The sequence below is a fragment of the Gordonia bronchialis DSM 43247 genome (assembly GCF_000024785.1).
Lineage (GTDB): Bacteria > Actinomycetota > Actinomycetes > Mycobacteriales > Mycobacteriaceae > Gordonia > Gordonia bronchialis.
Genome location: NC_013441.1, coordinates 2,471,813 through 2,492,373 on the forward strand (window position 1 = coordinate 2,471,813; position 20,561 = coordinate 2,492,373).

A 20,561-nucleotide genomic window follows, 5' to 3' on the forward strand; every position below is an offset into this window, starting at 1 on the left:
TCGGTGACTGAGGAGCGGCGTCGGAGCCGGCACCGCGAGCATGCCGACCACGAGGGCGTCGACCTCGAACGGTTGCGCTACTTCACCCAACCCGCCGACGGCGCATCGCACACCCGTCACCGTCGGCGCCGAAACCCGGCGACCGGTCCCATCCCTGCGCAGCGGTCCGCCGAACGCGCGATGCCGCAGCGGATCCCGCCCCGCCCGGCGCCGTCGGCACCCCGCCCGCCCGAACCGGAGCCCGCCGCCGCTGACGTCACCGCGCGCGTACCGCAGGCGCCCGCCGAGCCCCCCGTCTCCGCGCCGGCGCCCGCCCGCGACGACAGGTGGGTGACCGACGACCACGCCTGGGATGACGATCAGTGGTCCGGACACCATCGGACCGAAACGCACTGGGACGACGCACAGTACGACGACGCGACAGGCTCGGCACCGGTCACCGCGCCCGCCCCGGCAGGTGGTTTCGCCGACATCCTCGACCATGAGACCGCTCCGGTCGATCACGATCTGTCCCGCCACCGTCCCGCCGACCACCGCGCCGACGACGAGTACCGCGACCTCGACCACGGCGACTTCGACCATCCCGACCTCGACCATCCCGACCTAGACCATCCCGACCTCGACCATCCCGACCTAGACCATCCCGACCTAGACCATGCCGACACCGTGGCGGCCGCACCCCCACGTCGCCGACGGGGAACGCGCAAACGGCGGCGGCTGGTCCTGGCACTCGTGCTGGTGTGTCTGCTCGCCCTGATCGGTGGCGTCGGATACGTCGGTCTGCGCGCGTTCGGCGTGCTCGACTCGCGCAAGGACTACACCAACGCGGCCGGCACCGGCGACGTGCTGGTGGACATCCCGGACAATTCGACCCTGCAGGACTTCGGTCGCATCCTGGTGGACGCCGACGTCGTGGGCAGCGTCAAGGCGTTCACGAATGCTGCTGACGGACAAGCCATCTCGGGTGGTATCTACCAGATGCGCACCGAGATCCCGGCGTCGACGGCGGTGGCGATGCTGACCGATGGCACAAGCCACCGGGTCGGACGGGTCGTGGTGCCGGCCGGACGTCAGCTCGACACCAAGAAACGCGCCGACGGTGTCGTCACCCCCGGCATCTTCCAGATGATCGCGACCGCAACGGGTGTGACCATCAACGGGCAGCGCAAGGGAGTGACCGTCGAGCAACTCGAGCAGACGGCCGCCACCGCCACCCCCGAACAACTCGGAGTGCCGGACTGGGCCCGCACCGAGGTCAACGCCCTCACCGGCGACCACCGACGGATCGAGGGGCTCATCGTCCCGATCACCTGGGAGCGCATCGACCCGTCGCATTCGGCGCTGCAGATCCTGCACGACTTGATCACCCAGAGCACCCGGCAACTCGCCCAATGGGGCCTGCCGTCGAACAACCGGTCTGGACTCGAGCCGTACCAGACGCTGGTGGCCGCGTCGCTGGTGCAGGGTGAGGTCAATCTGGCCGACGACTACCCCAAGGTCGCCCGGGTCATCCTCAACCGGCTCGACAAGGGGCAGCGTCTGCAGTTCGACTCCACCGCCAACTACGCCGCCGACGTCACCGACCTCAACGTGCACAGCGATGTGCTGCGCGGTGACACCCCGTGGAACACCTACGTGCACAAGGGTCTTCCGCCGACACCGATCGGCGCCGTCGACGAGCAGGCGCTCGAGGCGATGGAGAGTCCCGCCGCCGGTGACTGGCTCTACTTCGTCACCATCGATTCCAGCGGCACGACCCTGTTCACCGCCGATTTCAACCAGCACCGACGCAACATCGGACGTGCCTGCGCGAACGGTTTCATCACGTGCAACTGAGCACGGAAACACCCCGATGAGTGGCGAGAACGCGCTCGAGCTCGGGCCACCCGAGGTGGTTGCGCCCATAGGCGGACGCGCCGCGCGCAGGGCGGCGGTCCTCGGGTCGCCGGTGTCGCATTCGCGCTCACCCGACCTGCATCTGGCCGCCTACCGCGCGCTCGGACTCGACGACTGGACCTACGAGCGGATCGAGTGCACGGCCGATCAGCTGCCGTCGCTCGTCGACGGACTCGGCCCCGAGTTCATCGGATTGTCGGTGACGATGCCCGGCAAACTCGCCGCACTCGGCCACGCCGACCTGAGCACCGAGCGGGCTCGCCTGGTCGGGTCGGCCAACACCCTGGTGCGCACCGCCGACGGATGGCGCGCCGACTGCACCGACATCGACGGCATGCTCGGCGCACTGGCCGACCTCGGGGTGCGACCGCAGGCGGACGCGGGCGGCCGCGCCGTGCTGATCGGGGCCGGTGGCACTGCGCTGCCCACCGTCGCGGCGCTGGCGCAGCGGGGATTCCGGGAGGTCGCGGTGGTCGCCCGCGATGCCGGGCGGGCGCGCTCGGTCATCGCGCTCTGTGAGCGGCTCGGGATCGACACCACGATCGTCGCCTTCGAACCGGGCGCCGACCTCGCCGACCGCTGCCGGGACGCGCACGTGGTCGTGTCCACCGTGCCGGCCGCCGGCGCGGCCACCCTGGCAGAGTCGGTGGCCGGTGCTGCGCGCGTCGTCGACGTCATCTACGACCCGTGGCCGACGCCGCTGGCCGCCGCCGTCACCGCCGCCGGTGGCAGCGTCGTCGGCGGCCTGGTCATGCTGCTCAATCAGGCGTTCTCACAGGTCGAGCAGTTCACCGGATTACCCGCGCCCCGCGCGGCGATGGCGGCGGCGCTGTCCGCCCCCGCCCAGCACTGAAGTGCCGCATCCGGCTGGGGATCATCCGCGCCGGAAGGCCGCGGCTGTGGACAACTGCCGCCGGTGAGCGGCCGGCCGACGTCGGGTCGTCCACGGTTACCCGATGGCGACCCTCGCGATCCTGCTCTGGCTGGCGGCTATCGCGCACTCCGACCTGCGCAGCCTGCGAATCCCGAATGTCCTTGTCTGGCCGGGTGTCTGCGCCGTCGTCGTCCTCGGCGGTGCGCATCCGCCGGTTCTGCTCGCGGCGCTGGTGGCCGCGGTGCCCTACGCACTGTGCCGGATGGCGCGATGGTGCGGTGGTGGCGACGTCAAGCTCGCCCTGGTGTGCGGCGGTCTGCTGGCAGGCTGGGATGCGGCGCTGATGCTGGTGCTGTGTGCGGCGGTGGGAAACGCGGCGCTGTTCGCGCTGCTGCGCGGCCGATCGGCCCTGCCGCACGGGCCGGTACTCGTCGTGGTGACCGTCGTCCTCGGTGGTCTGCTGCACGCGTGACACCCGACGCGACAGCGATGACGGCGGATTTGGGTGTCCATGGAACAATTGACGACTGTGTTGCGCTGGATAACCGCCGGAGAGTCCCATGGACCGGCCCTTGTCGCCCTTGTCGAGGGGATGGTGGCCGGAGTCGAGGTCACCTCCTCCGAGATCGCCGAACAACTCGCCCGCCGTCGGCTGGGGTACGGCCGTGGTGCGCGGATGAAGTTCGAGGCCGACAAGGTGACCCTGATCGGCGGGTTGCGGCACGGCCGCACGATGGGCGGGCCGGTTGCCATCGAGATCGGCAACACCGAATGGCCCAAGTGGGAGACCGTGATGTCACCCGACCCGGTGGACCCCGGTGAACTCGAGGGCAGCGCCCGCAACGCGCCGCTGACCCGTCCCCGTCCCGGCCACGCCGACTACTCGGGGATGCTCAAATATGGCTTCGACGATGCCCGGCCCGTCCTCGAACGGGCCAGTGCGCGCGAGACCGCGGCCCGGGTGGCCGCCGGTACCGTGGCCCGCAACTTCCTGCGGCAGGTCCTCGGCATCGAGGTCCTCTCGCATGTGATCTCCATCGGCGACAGCGCTCCCTACGTGGGACCGCCACCGCGCTATGCCGACCTGACCGCCATCGACGCGAGCCCGGTGCGTGCCTTCGACGCCGACGCCGAGCGAGCGATGATCGACGAGATCGAGGCCGCCAAGAAAGACGGTGACACCCTCGGCGGCGTCGTCGAGATCGTCGCGACCGGCGTCCCGGTGGGATTGGGGTCGCATGTGAGCGGCGAGACCCGCCTCGACGCGCGGCTGGCCGCGGCCCTGATGGGGATTCAGGCCATCAAGGGCGTCGAGGTCGGTGACGGTTTCACCACCGCCCGCCGCCGGGGCAGCCAGGCGCACGACGAGATGGTGCCCGGACCCGACGGCGTGCTGCGTTCCACCAACCGGGCCGGCGGCCTCGAAGGCGGGATGACCAACGGCGAGGACGTGCGGGTCCGCATCGCGATGAAGCCCATCTCGACGGTGCCGCGCGCCCTGTCCACCGTGGACATGTCCACCGGCGAGACGGCCAGCGCCATCCACCAGCGGTCGGATGTGTGCGCCGTGCCGGCCGCCGGAGTGGTCGCCGAGTCGATGGTGGCGCTGGTGATCGCACAGGCCGCGCTGGAGAAGTTCGGCGGCGACTCGGCGACCGAGACCGCCGAGAACGCGGCCGGCTACCTCAAGCACATCCACTCCCGGCCACCGCGGGCATGAGGCCTCCGATGAGCATACCGAGTCCCGCGCGACCGGCCGGGAAGCGTCCGGCGGCCATCCTGGTCGGCTTCATGGGAGCCGGAAAGACCACGGTCGGAAGGATTCTCGCGGATCGTCTGGATGTCGACTTCATCGACACCGACGTGGAGATCGTGCGTCGGACCGGCCGTAGCATCCCGGACATCTTCACCGAGGACGGTCCCGACCGCTTTCGGCTGATCGAGCGCAACGTCGTCGCCGACGTTCTCGCCACCCACGCCGGTGTGGTCGCTCTCGGCGGTGGTGCGGTCACCACCCCGGCCGTTCGTGAGGCGCTCGCGGGCCACCGCGTGGTGCACCTGCGGATCGGTCCCGAAGCCGGCTACGCACGGGTGTCGGGCACCGACCGTCCGTTGCTCGCCTCCGAGGACCCCGCCGCACGCTACCGCGAGTTGCTGGCGGAGCGAGCCGATGTCTACGGGTCGGTGGCGACGATCGAGATCGATGCGCACGGCGACCCCGAAGTGGTGACCGACGCGCTCGTCGACGCACTCGCGAAAGAACTGATCCCGGAGAGGACCCGATGACCGACCCGATCTCGATCCGTGTGAACGCCGGGGCGCCCTACGACGTCATCATCGGCCGTGGCCTGCTCGGCGAACTCGCCGACGCGGCCGCCGGCGCCGACCGGGTGGCCATTCTCTATCAGCCGCCGCTGGCAAAGACGGCCGAGCAGATCCGGGAGTTCCTCGCGGACAGGGGATTCGACGCCCACCGCGTCGAGATCCCGGACGCCGAGGCCGGCAAGGATCTCTCGGTGGCCGCCTTCTGCTGGGAGGTTTTCGGACGGATCGGCCTCAAACGCAACGACAAGGTCGTCAGCCTGGGCGGGGGCGCCGCCACCGATCTCACCGGCTTCGTGGCGGCCACCTGGATGCGCGGCATCGGCGTGATCCACGTCCCGACGACCCTGCTGGCGATGGTCGACGCCGCGGTCGGCGGCAAGACCGGCATCAACACCGACGCCGGCAAGAACCTGGTGGGCTCGTTCCACGAACCCGACGCCGTGCTCATCGACACCGGAACCCTGGAGACGGTGCCGCGCAACGAGGTCGTCGCCGGGATGGCCGAGGTCATCAAGACGGGGTTCATCGCCGACCCGAGCATCCTCGACATCATCGAGGCCGACCCGCAGGCCGCGCTCGACCCGGCCGGCACGGTGCTCCCGGACCTGATCCGACGGTCGGTGCAGGTGAAGGCCGACGTGGTCTCAGCCGACCTGAAGGAATCCTCGCTGCGCGAGATCCTCAACTACGGCCACACTCTCGGTCACGCCATCGAGCGGCGCGAACGCTACCGCTGGCGGCACGGCGCCGCCGTGTCGGTGGGACTCGTCTTCGCCGCCGAACTGGCCCGTCTGGCCGGACGCCTCGACGACGCCACTGCCGACCGGCACCGCACGGTACTCGAGCTCGTCGGGCTGCCCACCACCTACGATCCCGATGCCCTCGGTGATCTCCTGGAGGGGATGGCCGGCGACAAGAAGAATCGGTCCGGCGTCCTGCGCTTCGTGGTGCTCGACGGCCTGGCCAAGCCGGGGCGCCTCGAAGGTCCCGACCCTGCTCTGATCGCCGCGGCCTACTCGGCGGTGGCGGGGGAGAGCGTGTCCAACGGAGCGACCCTGCTCTGAGCCGAGGCGCGCGAATCGTCGGCCGCCACAAGTGTTGTGCCAGCGAGCCCTTCGAGGCCCTCCGCTAACGCTGCGGGCACCGCCGGGAGCTCGGTGGGGCGTCGTTGCCGACACGCATCCATGGATTCGGGCTCAGGGAGCGTCGAGTCCGCAGGCCGATCTCAGCGCGTCGAGACCTCGACGGTGTCGGCGTCCTCGGCGCGGTCGGGGTGCACCGACCAGTCGTCGTCATCGTGGTTGGACCGGCGATTCTGTCGCCGCACCAGGAAACGGCCGACCGCAGCGCCGACGAAGGCGGGGACGAAGACCAGCAGGGCGGTGAACGATCCGCCGGCGATGAGTTCGATGAGGAAGCCGGACTGTCCGATCCCGGCCATCCAGAGCGTGCCGATCAGCCAGCAGACCGGGCCGGAGATGACGCCGGCGACGAGACCGGCCTGCAGCCAGCGGACGGTGAGGTCCTCGTAATCGTCGGGGTCCGGATTGGCGCGGGCGTCACGGATGCCGTCGAAACCGCCCCAGATCAGCGCGATCAGCACCACCGCGGCCACCGCGATCGTCTTCCACGTGGTGGAGTGCAACGGTGCGTGCACCACCGCGATACCGAGCAGGATGCGCGCGATGATGTGTACAGCGGCCATCACCAGGCCACGGGGCAACCACGAAGACATAGCGGACAGGGTACCGAGCGAGAACGTGTTCCGGTACCGCACCCACCCGATCGGTGGGATGACGGGAGACGAAGACGTCAGATACGAACCGACACCACCCCCGGGATCACCGGTGGGTGGTGTCGGTTGCTGCCGATGTCGCCGGCGCGGATGCCGGTTCAGGCGGCCACGGAGGCCGTCGGGTAACCGAGCTTCGGTGCCGGCTCCGAACGGGGGAGTCCGAGTTCGACGGTGGGCACGTCCTTGGTCTCGCGGGCCGTCAGCGCGGCTCCCGCGGCGATGAGGCAGACCACCGCGGTGAACAGGCTGATGACCACCCAGCCGCCCTCGCTGACCCCACCGAGTGCGGTGACGATCGACGGCGCGAAGCCGGCCATCAGGAAGCCGAGCTGGGTGCCGATCGCCATGCCGGAGAACCGGACCCGGGTGGAGAACATCTCGCCGTAGAACGACGGCCACACGGCGTTGGCGGCGGCGTACCCGAAGGAGAAGGTGGCAATCGCCAGCGCGAAGGTCAGCAGGTGATTGTCCTGGCTCATGGAGAGCATGTAGAAGGGCATCAGCACGGCCGAGGCCACGGCGCCGTAGATGAACACCGGCTTGCGGCCGATCCGGTCAGCGAGCTTGCCGAAGAAGGGCTGGGTGAACAACGCGCCGACGTTGGCCGCGACCACCAGCCACAGGGTGAGGTCGGCGTCGAGTCCCACCTCTTTGCCGTAGGCGAGGGCAAGGTTCGCGAAAACCGTTGACACAGCAGCGATGAACGCGCACAGGATGACGCGCACCACGTCACGCCAGTGATCGCGGAGCAGCGGGACCAGCGGCATCTTGGCGATCTCGCCGGCTTCCTTGGCCTCGGTGAACTGCGGCGTCTCGTGCAATTGACGGCGGATGAAGAAGGCGACGACCACGACCACGGCGGAGAACCAGAACGGCACGCGCCAGCCCCAGCTGTACTTGGCTTCGTCGGGCAGCGCCATGAACGGGATGAGGATCAGGGAGGCCAGGATCAATCCGCCCTGGGTACCGGTCAGTGTCCACGAGGTGAAGAAGGCGCGCTGATTGTCGGGGGAGTGTTCGAGGGTCAGCGAGCTGGCTCCGGCCTGCTCGCCGGCCGCCGAGAATCCCTGCATGAGTCGGCACACCACGAGCAGTGCGGGCGCCGCCCAGCCGATGGTCTCGAAGGTCGGCAAGCACCCGATGATGAAGGTCGACATTCCCATCAGGACCAGGGTGAACATCAGCACCCGCTGCCGGCCGATCCGATCGCCGAAGTGTCCCAGGATCACCGCACCGACGGGTCGGGCGATGTAGGCGAAGCCGAAGGTCGCGAACGACATGACCAGCGCGGCCTTGTTGTCCGACGGGAAGAACACGTGCGGGAGGATCAGCGCCGCGGCCGAGCCGAAGAGGAAGAAGTCGTAGTACTCGACGGCGCTGCCCATGAAGCTGGCGAGCGCCGCCCGTCGTGGTGTTCGACCCGAAGCATGCTCCGGGTGGCTGGTCGTGGCGGTCATCGGGACTCCTTGGTGGTGATTGCGCCGGGGATCGGTGGGCGTCAGGACGCGTTTGCGACCAGTTGACGGAAGTGACGGGACATGCGGGCGGCGTCGGGTGCGACGCCGGTGATCAGCTCGAAGGCGTCGACGGCCTGGGCCACGGCCATGTGCTGAACGAAGCGCAGGCACGCGATCAGCGTCCGCACGTGGCCGCCATCGGCCTCAGGTGCCGCAGGCCGCCGCCACGTCGGCCCGCGCTGCCGAACTGATGGGCCCGCCTACCGCCGCACCCTCGGGGACGAACAGGATTTCGGTTCGGCCGTCGCTCCCGACGGCACCGAGCTGTTCTGGGTCGATGACCCGACCGCGAGCGAACCCGCCTGGACCGGCGAGTTCCGCGACGGACGTCCCCGCACCGACAGCCCGGTGACCCGGATCGACCACGTCAACCTCACCCAGCCCTGGCAGACCGCCGAGGATACGGTGTTGTTCCTGCGCAGCGTCTTCGGGTTCGACGCCGACGCCCCCGCCGAGATGCCCGGTCCGCGTGGCCTGGTGCGCAGTCAGGTACTCCGGACCGCCGACGGCGCGGTGCGCATCCCGCTCAACGTCGCGCCCCAGGCACTCGACGACGACGCCCTGCCCCAACACGTCGCCTTCGCATGCTCGGATGTGCTGGCGCTCGCCCGCAGCGCCCGCGCCGCCGGCCTCGAATTCCTGTCCGTGCCCGACAACTACTACGACTATCTGCGCGGCCGGTTCGGACTCGACGGCGACTTCGTCGCCCGGCTCGCCGACCTCGATCTGCTCTACGACCAGGGGCCTTATCCGTCCGGGGGACACTTCGTGCACTTCTACACCCGGACCGTGGGGTCGGTGTTCTTCGAATTCGTCCAGCGCTTCGACGGCTACGACGGCTACGGCGTCGACAACGCCCCGGTGCGCCTTGCCGCGCAGCGGACCGGGCGTCACTGATCAGCGGTCGACACCCGAACGACGTCCTCGACCCCTTCGCCACCTTCGAGGTGGACCTGCCCACGCTGCAGAACCGCACGGGCCTTCGATTCCCGACGCTGGCGACCACCCGTCCCCGAGGCGGCGTTCGGGCCGGCTCTCCTCGAACACGTCACCGACATCGCCTGGTGATCCCGGCCGGGCCGGTGCCGGTCCGGTGCACCGGCGTCGTAGCGTGGTGGGGGTGACGATCCCGCATCCATCCTCCGGTGACACGGCGGCCCGACGACAGCGGCTGCGTGCGCGCCTCGCGACAGCGGCCACCCCGGTCGACGCCTTCGTGGTCTCCGACCTGATCAACGTCCGCTATCTCACCGGCTTCACCGGCTCCAACGCCGCGCTGCTCATCGACGTCGACGACCCGTCTCGCGACCGGATCTGCACCGACGGCCGCTACCGCACGCAGGTGGCCAATCAGGTTCCCGATCTCGAGGCGGTGATCGAGCGCAACTGTCCGCAGGCCCTGATCGAACGGGCACGGGACGGGGGTGCCACCCGCATCGGATTCGAATCCGACGCGATGACCGTCGCCGCGCACCGGTCGCTGACCAGGCGGTTCGACGACGCGGGTCTCGAACTGATCGGGTCCGACGGCCTCGTGCAGGAGTTGCGGATGGTCAAGGACCCGCACGAGATCGCCTTGCTGCGCGCGGCGTGTGCCATCGGCGACGCCGCGCTGGCGCAGATCATCGCCGATGGCGCGATCCGGGCCGGCGCCACCGAACGCGAGGTGGCACGGGCCCTGGAGTGGACGATGTACCGGCTCGGGGCCGACGGCATCGCCTTCGAGACCATCGTCGCGGCCGGGCCGAACTCGGCGGTCCCGCACCATCGGCCGACCGACGCGGTCCTCACCGACGGCGACCTGGTCAAGATCGACTTCGGTGCGGTCTACGCGGGCTATCACTCCGACATGACCCGAACCTTCGTGCTCACCCGGGCCGCGGACTGGCAGCAGGAGCTGTACGCCCTCGTCGCAACCGCCCAGGCAGCAGGCCGGGCGGCACTGACGCCCGGTGCCGAGCTCCGTGCGGTGGACGCCGCCGCCCGCGACGTCATCGACGAGGCCGGCCACGGCGACGACTATGTGCACGGCCTCGGACACGGCGTGGGGCTCGAGATCCACGAAGCACCCGGGATCGGCAAACTCGCGGCGGGTACACTGCCTTGCGGCGCAGCGGTGACCGTGGAGCCCGGTGTGTACCTTCCGGGACGCGGAGGCGTACGGATCGAGGACACCCTCGTCGTCACCGACGGCGAACCGGACCTGCTGACCGCCACCGACAAGACCTTCACCGTCATCTGACGGTCATCGCATTTCGACGTAGAGGAAGAGACAACCTATGGCGACCACCGCCGATTTCAAGAACGGCCTCGTGCTGCGCATGGACGACCAGCTGTGGCAGATCCTGGAGTTCCAGCACGTCAAGCCCGGCAAGGGCCCGGCGTTCGTGCGCACCAAGATCAAGAACGTGCTCAGCGGCAAGACCGTGGACAAGACCTTCAACGCCGGCGTGAAGGTGGAGACCGCGACCGTCGACCGCCGCGACATGCAGTACCTCTACAACGACGGCACCGACTACGTGTTCATGGACCAGCAGGACTACGAGCAGTTCGCCATCCCGCCGGCCATCGTCGGCGACGGCGCGCGGTTCCTGCTGGAGAACATGACCGTGCAGGTGTCGCTGAACGAGGGCAACCCGCTCTTCGTGGAACTGCCCGTCACCGTCGAGCTGGTGGTCGAGCACACCGACCCCGGCCTGCAGGGTGACCGCTCCACCGGCGGCACCAAGCCCGCCAAGCTGGAGACCGGCGCCGAGATCGCCGTGCCGCTGTTCATCAACACCGGCGACAAGCTGAAGGTCGACTCGCGCGACGGCAGCTACCTCGGCCGCGTCAACTCCTGACGAGGATCAGTGAAACAACCCGGAACCCGGCACAAGGCGCGCCGACGCGCGGTGGACATCCTGTTCGAGGCGGAGGCCAAGCAGGTCAGCCCTGCCCAGCTCGTCGCCGAGCGGCGTGAACTCGTCCGCAGCGACGAGAGCGTCGGCGCGATCCACGATTACACCGCGCGTGTCATCGAGGGTCTCGCCGACGACCAGGAGCAAATCGATTCGGTCATCAGCTCGCATCTGCGGGAGTGGACGCTGCCGCGGCTGCCCGCGGTCGACCGTGCGATCCTGCGGCTGGCCACCTGGGAGCTGTTCAACTCCGTCGATGTCGACACGGTCGTGATCGTCGACGAGGCGGTCGAGCTGGCCAAGGAGCTGTCCACCGACGACTCACCGGCCTTCGTCAACGGCGTCCTCGCCAAGATCGCCGACCTGGCCCCGCAGGTGCGGGCCGCCGCGGCCGCGGAGAGTCCCGCGACCGGCAACCCGGTCAACCGGCCGCCGTCGCAGTGACCCGCTACGTGTAGAGTGTCGCGAGGAAAGACATCCTTTAACGATCCGTCCAGCGAGGCGGAGAAGGAGGTCGGCTTTGGCCAGCCCACAGGGCAGGGTCCTGCTCGACGCTGCCGACGTGTCCCGGACGATCGCCCGGGTCGCGCATCAGGTGATCGAGAAGACCGCGCTCGACTCACCCGACGCGCCTCGCGTCGTCCTCATCGGAATCCCCACCCGCGGAACGAGTCTCGCGACCCGTCTGGGTGCGAAGATCAACGAGTTCGCCGGCACCGACATCCCGGTCGGCTACCTCGACATCACCCTCTACCGTGATGATCTGCGGGCCAAACCGCATCGCCCGCTCGAGCGCACCATGGTGCCGCGCGGTGGCGTCGACAACGCCATCGTCATCCTCGTCGACGACGTGCTCTACTCCGGGCGCACCGTCCGGGCGGCCCTCGACGCCCTGCGCGACCTCGGCCGGCCCGCTGCGGTGCAGCTGGCGGTCCTGGTCGACCGCGGCCATCGTGAACTGCCGCTGCGCGCCGACTACGTCGGGAAGAACATCCCCACCGCGCGTGATGAGAACGTCTCGGTGCACCTCGTCGAACACGACGACGTCGACGAGGTGGTGCTGACCCCGGCGGCACCGGCCACCAGCGACGGCACCGACGAGGCGGGTGCATGATGCGACGCCTGCTCTCCACCGCCGATCTGAGCCGCGACGAGGCCACCGAACTGCTCGACGAGGCGCAACGGTTCGAACAGGCACTGATGGGCCGCGAGGTCCGCAAACTGCCCACCCTGCGCGGCCGCACCGTGATGACTGTCTTCTACGAGAACTCCACCCGCACCCGGGTGTCCTTCGAGGTCGCCGGTAAGTGGATGAGCGCCGACGTCATCAACGTCAGCGCGTCGAGTTCGTCTGTGGGCAAAGGGGAATCGCTGCGCGACACCGCCAAGACCCTCCAGGCGGCCGGCGCAGATGCGCTCATCGTGCGCCATCCCGCCTCGGGTGCACCCGCCCAGATCGCCGACTGGACGACCGCCGCCGACGGCACCGGTCCCGCGGTGATCAACGCCGGCGACGGCACCCACGAACATCCCACCCAGGCGCTGCTCGATGCGCTCACGTTGCGGCAGCGACTCGGATCGCTCGACGGTCGTCGCATCGCGATCGTGGGTGACGTGGTGCACTCCCGGGTCGCCCGGTCCAACGCGCATCTGCTGGCCACCCTCGGCGCCGAGGTGGTGCTGGTGGCTCCGCCGACACTGCTGCCGGTGGGCGTCGAACAGTGGCCGGTCGCGGTCTCCGGCAACCTCGACGCCGAACTGGCCGGCGTCGACGCGGTGATGATGCTGCGCGTGCAGGCCGAGCGGATGAATGGGGGATTCTTCCCGAGCGCACGTGAGTACTCGCTGCGCTTCGGACTCAACGAACGCCGCCTCGGCCTGCTCGCCGACGACGCCGTGGTGCTGCATCCCGGACCGATGTTGCGCGGCATGGAGATCGGCTACTCCGTCGCCGACTCACCGCGCGCGGCCGTGCTCGACCAGGTGCGCAACGGCGTCCATGTCCGCATGGCGGTGCTCTTCCGACTGCTCGTCGGAACCGATTCGGCAGGAGCGCAATAGTGTCCACTCAGGCAACCGGAACCCTGCTCGTCACCGGTGTCCGTCCCTACGGCGAGGGTGACCCGGTGGACATCCTCGTCATCGACGGGGTGATCACCGAGATCGGCACCGGCCTCGAGGCGCCCGCGGAGGCCGAACGCGTCGACGGCGGCGGCGGGATCGTGCTGCCCGGCTTCGTTGACCTGCACACCCACCTGCGTGAACCGGGCCGCGAAGACACCGAGACCATCCGAAGTGGTTCGGCCGCAGCAGCTCTCGGTGGATACACGGCCGTCTTCGCGATGGCCAACACCAGCCCGGTGGCCGACAACTCGACGGTCACCGACAACGTCTGGCGAGCCGGCCGTGAGGTCGGACTCGTCGACGTGTACCCGGTGGGTGCGGTCACCGTCGGACTCGAGGGCACCCAGCTCGCCGAGATGGGCATGATGGCCGCGGGTGCCGCCGCGGTCCGGATGTTCAGCGACGACGGCAAGTGCGTGCATGATCCGCTGCTGATGCGGCGCGCACTCGAATACGCCAAGGGGCTCGACGTCCTGATCGCCCAGCATGCCGAGGAACCGCGGCTCACCGTCGGCGCCGTCGCCCACGAGGGGCCGACGGCCGCGCGGCTCGGACTGGCCGGGTGGCCGCGGGCTGCCGAGGAGGCCATCGTGGTGCGCGATGCGCTGCTCGCGCGGGATGCCGGTGCGCGCGTACACATCTGCCACGCCTCGACCGCCGGGACCGTCGAACTGCTGCGGTGGGCCAAGGATCAGGGCATCGCGATCACCGCCGAGGTCACCCCGCATCATCTGCTGCTCGACGACTCGCGATTGACCACCTACGACCCGATCAACAAGGTGAATCCGCCGCTGCGGGAGACGAGCGACAATCTTGCCCTGCGCCAGGCGCTCGCCGACGGGGTGGTGGACTGCGTCGCCACCGACCACGCACCCCATGCCGCGCAGGAGAAGTGCTGCGAGTTCGCCCAGGCCAAGCCCGGCATGCTGGGCCTGCAGACGGCCGTGGCGATCATCGTCGAGACGATGGTGACGCCGGGTCTCCTGGACTGGCGCGGGGTGGCCCGGGTGATGAGTGAACGGCCCGCCGAGATCGTCGGTCTCACCGATCAGGGACGCCCGATCGCGGTCGGCGAACCGGCCAACCTGGCCATCATCGACCCGGACACCTCCTGGGTGGTGCGCGGCCGTGAGCTGGCGAGCCTCTCGGACAACACGCCATACGAGGAGATGACGATGCCGACCACCGTGACCGCGACCGTACTGCGCGGTGTCCTCACCGCCCGTGACGGATCGGTGACCCGGTGAACTCGGCGACCTATGACATCGCGATCGTCGTCATCGTGGTGGTGGTGTGGGCTTCGCTCGTTGCCCTCGCCCTGCGCGGCTGGCGGAACCGGGGGCGTCGCCAGGCCGACTCGATCGGTGAATTACCCACCGCGCCCGACGATCTCGGGCAGCGGCAACTCGGCCCGTACACCGGCCTCTACGTCGGCAGCACGCTGGCGCCGAGTTGGCAGGACCGGGTGGCCGTCGGCGACTTCGGTGACCGCGCCTCGGCGACCATGAGCGCCTACGACGCCGGAATCCTGCTCGAACGCAAAGGGGCGAGCACCATCTGGATTCCGCGTGACTCCATCACCGCGGTGCGTACCGAGCGCGGCCTCGCCGGAAAGGTGATGACCGCCGACGGCCTGCTCGTCATCCGCTGGGTGCTGCCCACCGGCACCGAGATCGACTCCGGGCTGCGCGCCGACGACAAGACCATCTATCCCGACTGGGTACACGCCTTCGCCGAGAGCCCCGGCACATCCGGCGAGAACCCAACGGGCACACAGGAACAGGGGACTCAGGAATGAACACAGCGGTCTTGGTGCTGGAGAACGGGCAGGTCTTCACCGGTCGCCCGTTCGGTGCCGTCGGCGAAACCCTCGGGGAGGCGGTGTTCTGTACCGCGATGACCGGGTACCAGGAGACCCTGACCGATCCCAGCTATCACCGGCAGATCGTGGTGGCCACCGCGCCGCAGATCGGCAACACCGGCTGGAACACCGAGGACGACGAGAGCCACGGCGGCAAGATCTGGGTCGCCGGTTATGCAGTGCGCAATCCCACCCGGCGCGTGTCGAATTGGCGGGCCAGTACCTCGCTGGAGGACGAGCTGGTGCGGCAGGGGATCGTCGGCATCGCCGGCATCGACACGCGGGCCGCGGTCCGTACCCTGCGTGACCACGGTTCGATGCGGGCCGGGGTGTTCTCCGGGGAAGCGTTGTCCGACACCGACGAACTGCTCAGCCGGGTGCGCAGCCAGCCGTCGATGAAGGGGGCCGACCTCGCCGGTGAGGTCACCACCGACACCGGCTACACCGTGGAACCCGAAGGCGAGGTGCGCTTCACCGTCGCCGCCATCGACCTCGGCATCAAGACCAACACACCGCGGATGTTCGCGCAGCGCGGCGTGCGGGTCCACGTGCTGCCGGCCGTCGCCGATCTGGCCACCATCACCGCGCTGAACCCCGACGGGGTGTTCTTGTCCAACGGACCCGGCGATCCGGCCACCGCGGAGGCGCCGGTGAACCTGACGCGCGAGGTCCTCGGCGCCGATCTGCCGCTCTTCGGCATCTGCTTCGGCAATCAGATCCTGGGTCGCGCACTCGGCCGCGGCACCTACAAGATGACCTTCGGGCATCGCGGCATCAACATCCCCGTCATCGACGCGGCGACCGGCACCGTGTCCATCACCGCGCAGAATCACGGCTTCGCCCTCGAAGGTGAGGCCGGCGAGGAATTCGACACCGACTTCGGACGCGCCCGTGTCAGCCATGTGTGCGCCAACGACGGCACCGTCGAAGGCGTCGAATTGCTTTCCGGGCGAGCGTTTTCCGTCCAGTACCACCCGGAGGCGGCGGCCGGCCCGCACGATGCCGCCTACCTCTTCGACAAGTTCATCACCCTGTTGGAGGGTGACCGCGCGCAAGGAAGTAAGGCCTGATGCCACGTCGTACCGACCTCTCCCACGTCCTGGTCATCGGCTCCGGTCCGATCGTGATCGGACAGGCCTGCGAGTTCGACTACTCGGGCACCCAGGCCTGCCGCGTCCTGAAGGCCGAGGGCCTGCGCGTCAGCCTGGTGAATTCCAATCCGGCGACGATCATGACCGACCCGGAGTTCGCCGACGCCACCTACATCGAGCCGATCACCGCCGAATACGTGGAGAAGGTGATCGAGGCCGAACGCGACGCCGGTCACCCGATCGACGCGGTGCTGGCCACCCTGGGTGGCCAGACCGCTCTGAACACCGCTGTCGCCCTGCATGATCGGGGTTCGCTCGAGAAGTACGGCATCGAGCTGATCGGCGCCGACTTCGACGCCATCCAGCGCGGCGAGGACCGGCAGATGTTCAAGGACATCGTCGCGAAGGTCGGCGGCGAAAGCGCCCGCTCGCGGGTGTGCCACACCATGGACGAGGTGCGCGACACCGTCGCCGAACTCGGCTTCCCGGTGGTGGTCCGGCCGTCGTTCACCATGGGTGGCCTCGGCTCCGGAATGGCCTACGACGACGCCGATCTCGAGCGCATCGCCGGCGGGGGCCTGGCCGCGTCGCCGACCGCGAACGTGCTCATCGAGGAGTCGATCCTGGGCTGGAAGGAATACGAGCTCGAGCTGATGCGCGACAACCGCGACAACGTGGTGGTCGTCTGCTCCATCGAGAACGTCGACCCGGTGGGCGTGCACACCGGCGACTCGGTGACCGTCGCCCCGGCGATGACGCTGACCGACCGCGAATACCAGATCATGCGTGATCTCTCGATCGCCATCCTGCGCGAGGTCGGCGTGGACACCGGTGGCTGCAACATCCAGTTCGCACAGGATCCGCGCGACGGCCGGCTCGTCGTCATCGAGATGAATCCGCGCGTGTCGCGGTCGTCGGCATTGGCCTCCAAGGCAACGGGTTTCCCGATCGCCAAGATCGCCGCGAAACTCGCCATCGGCTACAGCCTCGACGAGATCGTCAACGACATCACGAAAGAGACGCCGGCCTGCTTCGAGCCGACGCTGGACTACGTCGTCGTCAAGGCACCGCGGTTCGCCTTCGAGAAGTTCCCCGGCGCCGACGACACGCTGACCACCACCATGAAGTCGGTGGGGGAGGCGATGAGCCTGGGCCGCAGCTTCGCCGAGGCGCTCGGCAAGGTGATGCGGTCACTAGAGACCAAGGCCGCCGGCTTCTGGACCGAACCGGGCCGGCCCGATCCGTCGTCGGTCGACCTGCCCGCGTTGATCGACGAGCTCCGCACGCCGCGCGACGGCCGGCTCTACGGCCTGATGCTCGCCCTCGAGGCCGGTGCCACCATCGAGCAGCTCTACGAGGCCACCGCGATCGACCCGTGGTTCCTCGCCGAGATCGGTGGGGTCGCCGCACTCGGTGCGCAGATCCGCGACGCCGACCGGCTCGACGAGTCGCTGCTGCGTGAAGCGAAGAGCACCGGGTTCTCCGACCGGCAGATCGCCGCGCTGCGAAGTGATTTCGACGACGAGGAGGCCGTCCGCGAGTTCCGGGTGGGCCTCGGGGTGCGCCCGGTCTACAAGACCGTGGACACCTGTGCCGCGGAGTTCGAGGCCCGCACGCCCTACCACTACTCGACCTACGAACTCGATCCCGCCGCGACCACCGAGGTGGCGCCGCAGACCGAACGGGAGAAGGTCCTGATCCTCGGGTCGGGCCCCAACCGCATCGGGCAGGGCATCGAATTCGACTACTCGTGTGTGCATGCCGCCCTGACACTCTCCGACGCCGGTTACGAGACGGTGATGGTCAACTGCAACCCGGAGACCGTCTCCACCGACTACGACACCGCCGACCGGCTGTACTTCGAGCCGCTCACCTTCGAGGACGTGCTCGAGGTGTACTACGCCGAATCGCGGTCGGGCCGGGTCGCCGGCGTGATCGTCCAACTCGGCGGCCAGACGCCGCTCGGCCTGGCGCATCGGCTGCAGTCGGCGGGCGTGCCGATCGTCGGTACCTCGCCCGCGGCCATCGACCTGGCCGAGGACCGCGGCGAGTTCGGCAAGGTGCTCACCGCCGCCGGACTCCCCGCACCGGCCTTCGGCACCGCCACCAGCTTCGACGAGGCGCGCGACACCGCCGCCCGGATCGGCTACCCGGTGCTGGTGCGACCCTCCTACGTCCTCGGCGGACGCGGCATGGAGATCGTCTACGACGAGGACTCGCTGGCCGATTACATCTCGCGCGCAACCGAACTCACCCCGGATCATCCGGTGCTGGTGGACCGGTTCCTCGAGGACGCGGTCGAGATCGACGTGGATGCCCTGTGCGACGGTGACGAGGTCTACATCGGCGGCGTGATGGAACACATCGAGGAGGCCGGTATCCACTCCGGTGACTCCGCGTGCGCACTGCCGCCGGTGACGCTGGGCCGGGCGGATCTGGCGATGGTGCGCGAGTCCACCGAGGCACTGGCCAAGGGGATCGGCGTGCGCGGACTGCTGAACGTGCAGTACGCACTCAAGGACGACATCCTCTACGTCCTCGAGGCCAATCCGCGCGCGAGCCGCACCGTGCCGTTCGTGTCCAAGGCGACCGCGGTGCAGCTGGCGAAGGCGTGTGCCCGGGTGATGCTCGGTGAGTCGATCGCCGACCTGCGGGCCACCGGGTTGTTGCCGGCGCAGGGGGACGGCGGGGAGGCACCGGCGCACGCGCCGATCTCGGTCAAGGAGGCGGTCCTGCCGTTCAACCGGTTCCGCCGTCACGACGGCACCGGCGTTGACTCGTTGCTCTCCCCGGAGATGAAATCGACCGGTGAGGTGATGGGCATAGACGCCGACTTCGGCCGGGCGTTCGCCAAGTCGCAGACCGGCGCCTACGGGTCGCTGCCCACCTCGGGAGCGATCTTCGTCAGCGTCGCCAACAAGGACAAGCGGGCGCTGCTGTTCCCGGTCAAGCATCTCGCCGACCTCGGATTCACCATCCTGGCCACCGAGGGGACCGCGGATGTGTTGCGGCGCAACGGTATCGATGCCACCACGGTGCGCAAACACTTCGAGTCCGGGCCGGGGGAGACCAACATTGTGGACACCATCCGGGCCGGCGAGGTCGGCATGGTGATCAACACGCCCTATGGCAACTCCGGCCCTCGCGTGGACGGATACGAGATCCGCAGCGCCGCAGTGTCGGTGGGCATCCCGTGCATCACCACGGTGCAGGGTGCGAGTGCCGCGGTGCAGGGCATCGAGGCCGCCATCCGCGGCCAGATGGGTGTGTCCTCGCTGCAGGAACGTCACCGGGCCCTGGTCGGCGGATGAGCGCAGGCTTCGCCGAACGCTACCGCCGCGCCGTGGACACCCGGGGCCGGCTGTGCGCGGGTATCGATCCCCACGCCGCCCTGCTGGAGGCGTGGGGACTGCCGGTGTCCGTCGACGGTCTGCGGCGATTCGCCGAGACCTGCACCGAGGCACTGGGTCCGGTGGCTGCGGTGATCAAACCGCAGGTCGCTTTCTTCGAGGCGTTCGGTTCGGCGGGGCTCGCCGTGCTCGAGGACACCATCGCCGGATGTCGGGACGCCGGTGCACTCGTTCTCGCCGACGCGAAACGCGGTGACATCGGTTCCACCATGGCGGCCTACACCCGGGCCTGGCTCGACGACGCGTCGCCGCTGTGCGCGGATGCGGTGACCGCGTCGCCCTATCTCGGCTTCGAGTCGCTGCGGCCCGCCTACGACGTCGCCCACCGCACCGGCCGGGCGGTGTTCGTCCTGGCCCGGACATCGAATCCGGAAGGGGCACAACTCCAGACGGCGACCACCGGTGCGGGTCGCTCGGTGGCGCAGATGATCGTCGACGCGGCCGCGGCCGAGAACGCCGACGGCGCCGCGACCGCGGGTGTGGTGGTGGGCGCCACGCGCGAGCACGGACTCGACCTCGCTGCGCTCAACGGACCGATCCTCGCGCCGGGGCTCGGCGCCCAGGGGGCAACGGCCGACGCGCTGCCGGCCGTCTTCGCCGACGCGGACCCCCGGTGGCTGCTGCCGGCGAGTTCCCGCGGCGTGTTGCGCGCCGGGCCGGACGCGGCGGCGTTGCGCGCGGCCTGCGAACAGACCATCGCCGAGGTCGAGTCGGCACTCCAATCCTGAACGCGCAACGGCCCATCGGTGCCGGGCGCCGGGGATAGAC

Annotated in this window: 19 protein-coding genes; 17 read left to right on the top strand and 2 right to left on the bottom strand. The window is 69.3% G+C overall.

The annotated features are described in order from the left end of the window. Window positions 1–3 precede the first annotated feature (3 nt). The 6 genes from mltG (at window position 4) to aroB (ending at window position 6,159) form a co-directional block, all read left to right on the top strand. Window positions 4–1,836, top strand: coding sequence for an endolytic transglycosylase MltG (gene mltG, locus GBRO_RS11550; protein WP_052298396.1), 1,833 nt, complete (start codon window positions 4–6; stop codon window positions 1,834–1,836). Between the two features lie 16 nt (window positions 1,837–1,852). Next, on the top strand, window positions 1,853–2,749 hold the full coding sequence (locus GBRO_RS11555; RefSeq protein WP_012834123.1) for a shikimate dehydrogenase: 897 nt from the start codon (window positions 1,853–1,855) through the stop codon (window positions 2,747–2,749). A 103-nt stretch (window positions 2,750–2,852) separates the two neighbouring features. After that, window positions 2,853–3,242 (top strand): A24 family peptidase, encoded by a 390-nt coding sequence (locus tag GBRO_RS11560; protein WP_012834124.1) that lies wholly within the window; start codon window positions 2,853–2,855, stop codon window positions 3,240–3,242. A gap of 39 nt (window positions 3,243–3,281) precedes the next feature. After that, complete coding sequence (aroC, locus tag GBRO_RS11565; protein WP_012834125.1) at window positions 3,282–4,490, top strand: chorismate synthase; 1,209 nt, start codon at window positions 3,282–3,284, stop codon at window positions 4,488–4,490. 8 nt (window positions 4,491–4,498) lie between these two features. Further along, the gene (locus GBRO_RS11570) at window positions 4,499–5,056 is read left to right on the top strand and encodes a shikimate kinase (protein WP_012834126.1); all 558 of its coding nucleotides are present in this window, start codon (window positions 4,499–4,501) and stop codon (window positions 5,054–5,056) included. Next, window positions 5,053–6,159, top strand: coding sequence for a 3-dehydroquinate synthase (gene aroB, locus GBRO_RS11575; RefSeq protein WP_012834127.1), 1,107 nt, complete (start codon window positions 5,053–5,055; stop codon window positions 6,157–6,159). Before GBRO_RS11570 ends, aroB begins: the two co-directional genes overlap by 4 nt. Window positions 6,160–6,320: 161 nt before the next feature. On the opposite strand, the gene GBRO_RS11580 is transcribed toward aroB, so the two are convergent. Both GBRO_RS11580 and GBRO_RS11585 read right to left on the bottom strand, forming a co-directional pair. Further along, window positions 6,321–6,830 carry a B-4DMT family transporter gene (locus GBRO_RS11580; RefSeq protein ID WP_012834128.1) on the bottom strand — a complete coding sequence of 170 codons (510 nt, stop codon included), beginning with the start codon at window positions 6,828–6,830 and terminating at the stop codon, window positions 6,321–6,323. A 158-nt stretch (window positions 6,831–6,988) separates the two neighbouring features. After that, entirely contained in the window at window positions 6,989–8,347 is a 1,359-nt protein-coding gene (locus GBRO_RS11585) for an MFS transporter (RefSeq protein ID WP_012834129.1), read from the bottom strand. 408 nt (window positions 8,348–8,755) lie between these two features. Between GBRO_RS11585 and GBRO_RS26970 the strand changes: the two genes are divergently transcribed. From GBRO_RS26970 to pyrF, 11 genes are all read left to right on the top strand, one after another. Next, entirely contained in the window at window positions 8,756–9,304 is a 549-nt protein-coding gene (locus GBRO_RS26970) for a VOC family protein (RefSeq protein WP_227892878.1), read from the top strand. Window positions 9,305–9,518: 214 nt separating this feature from the next. Beyond that, window positions 9,519–10,649, top strand: a complete 1,131-nt coding sequence (locus GBRO_RS11595; RefSeq protein ID WP_012834130.1) for a M24 family metallopeptidase — start codon at window positions 9,519–9,521, stop codon at window positions 10,647–10,649. Between the two features lie 37 nt (window positions 10,650–10,686). After that, window positions 10,687–11,250 (top strand): elongation factor P, encoded by a 564-nt coding sequence (gene efp / locus GBRO_RS11600; protein WP_012834131.1) that lies wholly within the window; start codon window positions 10,687–10,689, stop codon window positions 11,248–11,250. A 9-nt stretch (window positions 11,251–11,259) separates the two neighbouring features. Then, window positions 11,260–11,751, top strand: coding sequence for a transcription antitermination factor NusB (gene nusB / locus GBRO_RS11605; protein ID WP_012834132.1), 492 nt, complete (start codon window positions 11,260–11,262; stop codon window positions 11,749–11,751). Window positions 11,752–11,827: 76 nt separating this feature from the next. Then, window positions 11,828–12,421, top strand: a complete 594-nt coding sequence (pyrR, locus tag GBRO_RS11610; protein WP_012834133.1) for a bifunctional pyr operon transcriptional regulator/uracil phosphoribosyltransferase PyrR — start codon at window positions 11,828–11,830, stop codon at window positions 12,419–12,421. Continuing rightward, window positions 12,421–13,368 (top strand): aspartate carbamoyltransferase catalytic subunit, encoded by a 948-nt coding sequence (locus tag GBRO_RS11615; RefSeq protein ID WP_041920448.1) that lies wholly within the window; start codon window positions 12,421–12,423, stop codon window positions 13,366–13,368. Before pyrR ends, GBRO_RS11615 begins: the two co-directional genes overlap by 1 nt. Then, window positions 13,368–14,678 carry a dihydroorotase gene (locus GBRO_RS11620; RefSeq protein ID WP_012834135.1) on the top strand — a complete coding sequence of 437 codons (1,311 nt, stop codon included), beginning with the start codon at window positions 13,368–13,370 and terminating at the stop codon, window positions 14,676–14,678. Before GBRO_RS11615 ends, GBRO_RS11620 begins: the two co-directional genes overlap by 1 nt. Then, window positions 14,675–15,229, top strand: a complete 555-nt coding sequence (locus GBRO_RS11625) for a PH-like domain-containing protein (protein WP_012834136.1) — start codon at window positions 14,675–14,677, stop codon at window positions 15,227–15,229. The genes GBRO_RS11620 and GBRO_RS11625 overlap by 4 nt, the downstream gene beginning before the upstream one ends. Next, the gene (carA, locus tag GBRO_RS11630) at window positions 15,226–16,362 is read left to right on the top strand and encodes a glutamine-hydrolyzing carbamoyl-phosphate synthase small subunit (RefSeq protein WP_012834137.1); all 1,137 of its coding nucleotides are present in this window, start codon (window positions 15,226–15,228) and stop codon (window positions 16,360–16,362) included. The genes GBRO_RS11625 and carA overlap by 4 nt, the downstream gene beginning before the upstream one ends. Next, window positions 16,362–19,694 (top strand): carbamoyl-phosphate synthase large subunit, encoded by a 3,333-nt coding sequence (gene carB / locus GBRO_RS11635; RefSeq protein ID WP_012834138.1) that lies wholly within the window; start codon window positions 16,362–16,364, stop codon window positions 19,692–19,694. The genes carA and carB overlap by 1 nt, the downstream gene beginning before the upstream one ends. After that, window positions 19,691–20,521 (top strand): orotidine-5'-phosphate decarboxylase, encoded by an 831-nt coding sequence (pyrF, locus tag GBRO_RS11640; protein WP_012834139.1) that lies wholly within the window; start codon window positions 19,691–19,693, stop codon window positions 20,519–20,521. The genes carB and pyrF overlap by 4 nt, the downstream gene beginning before the upstream one ends. Window positions 20,522–20,561 lie beyond the last annotated feature (40 nt).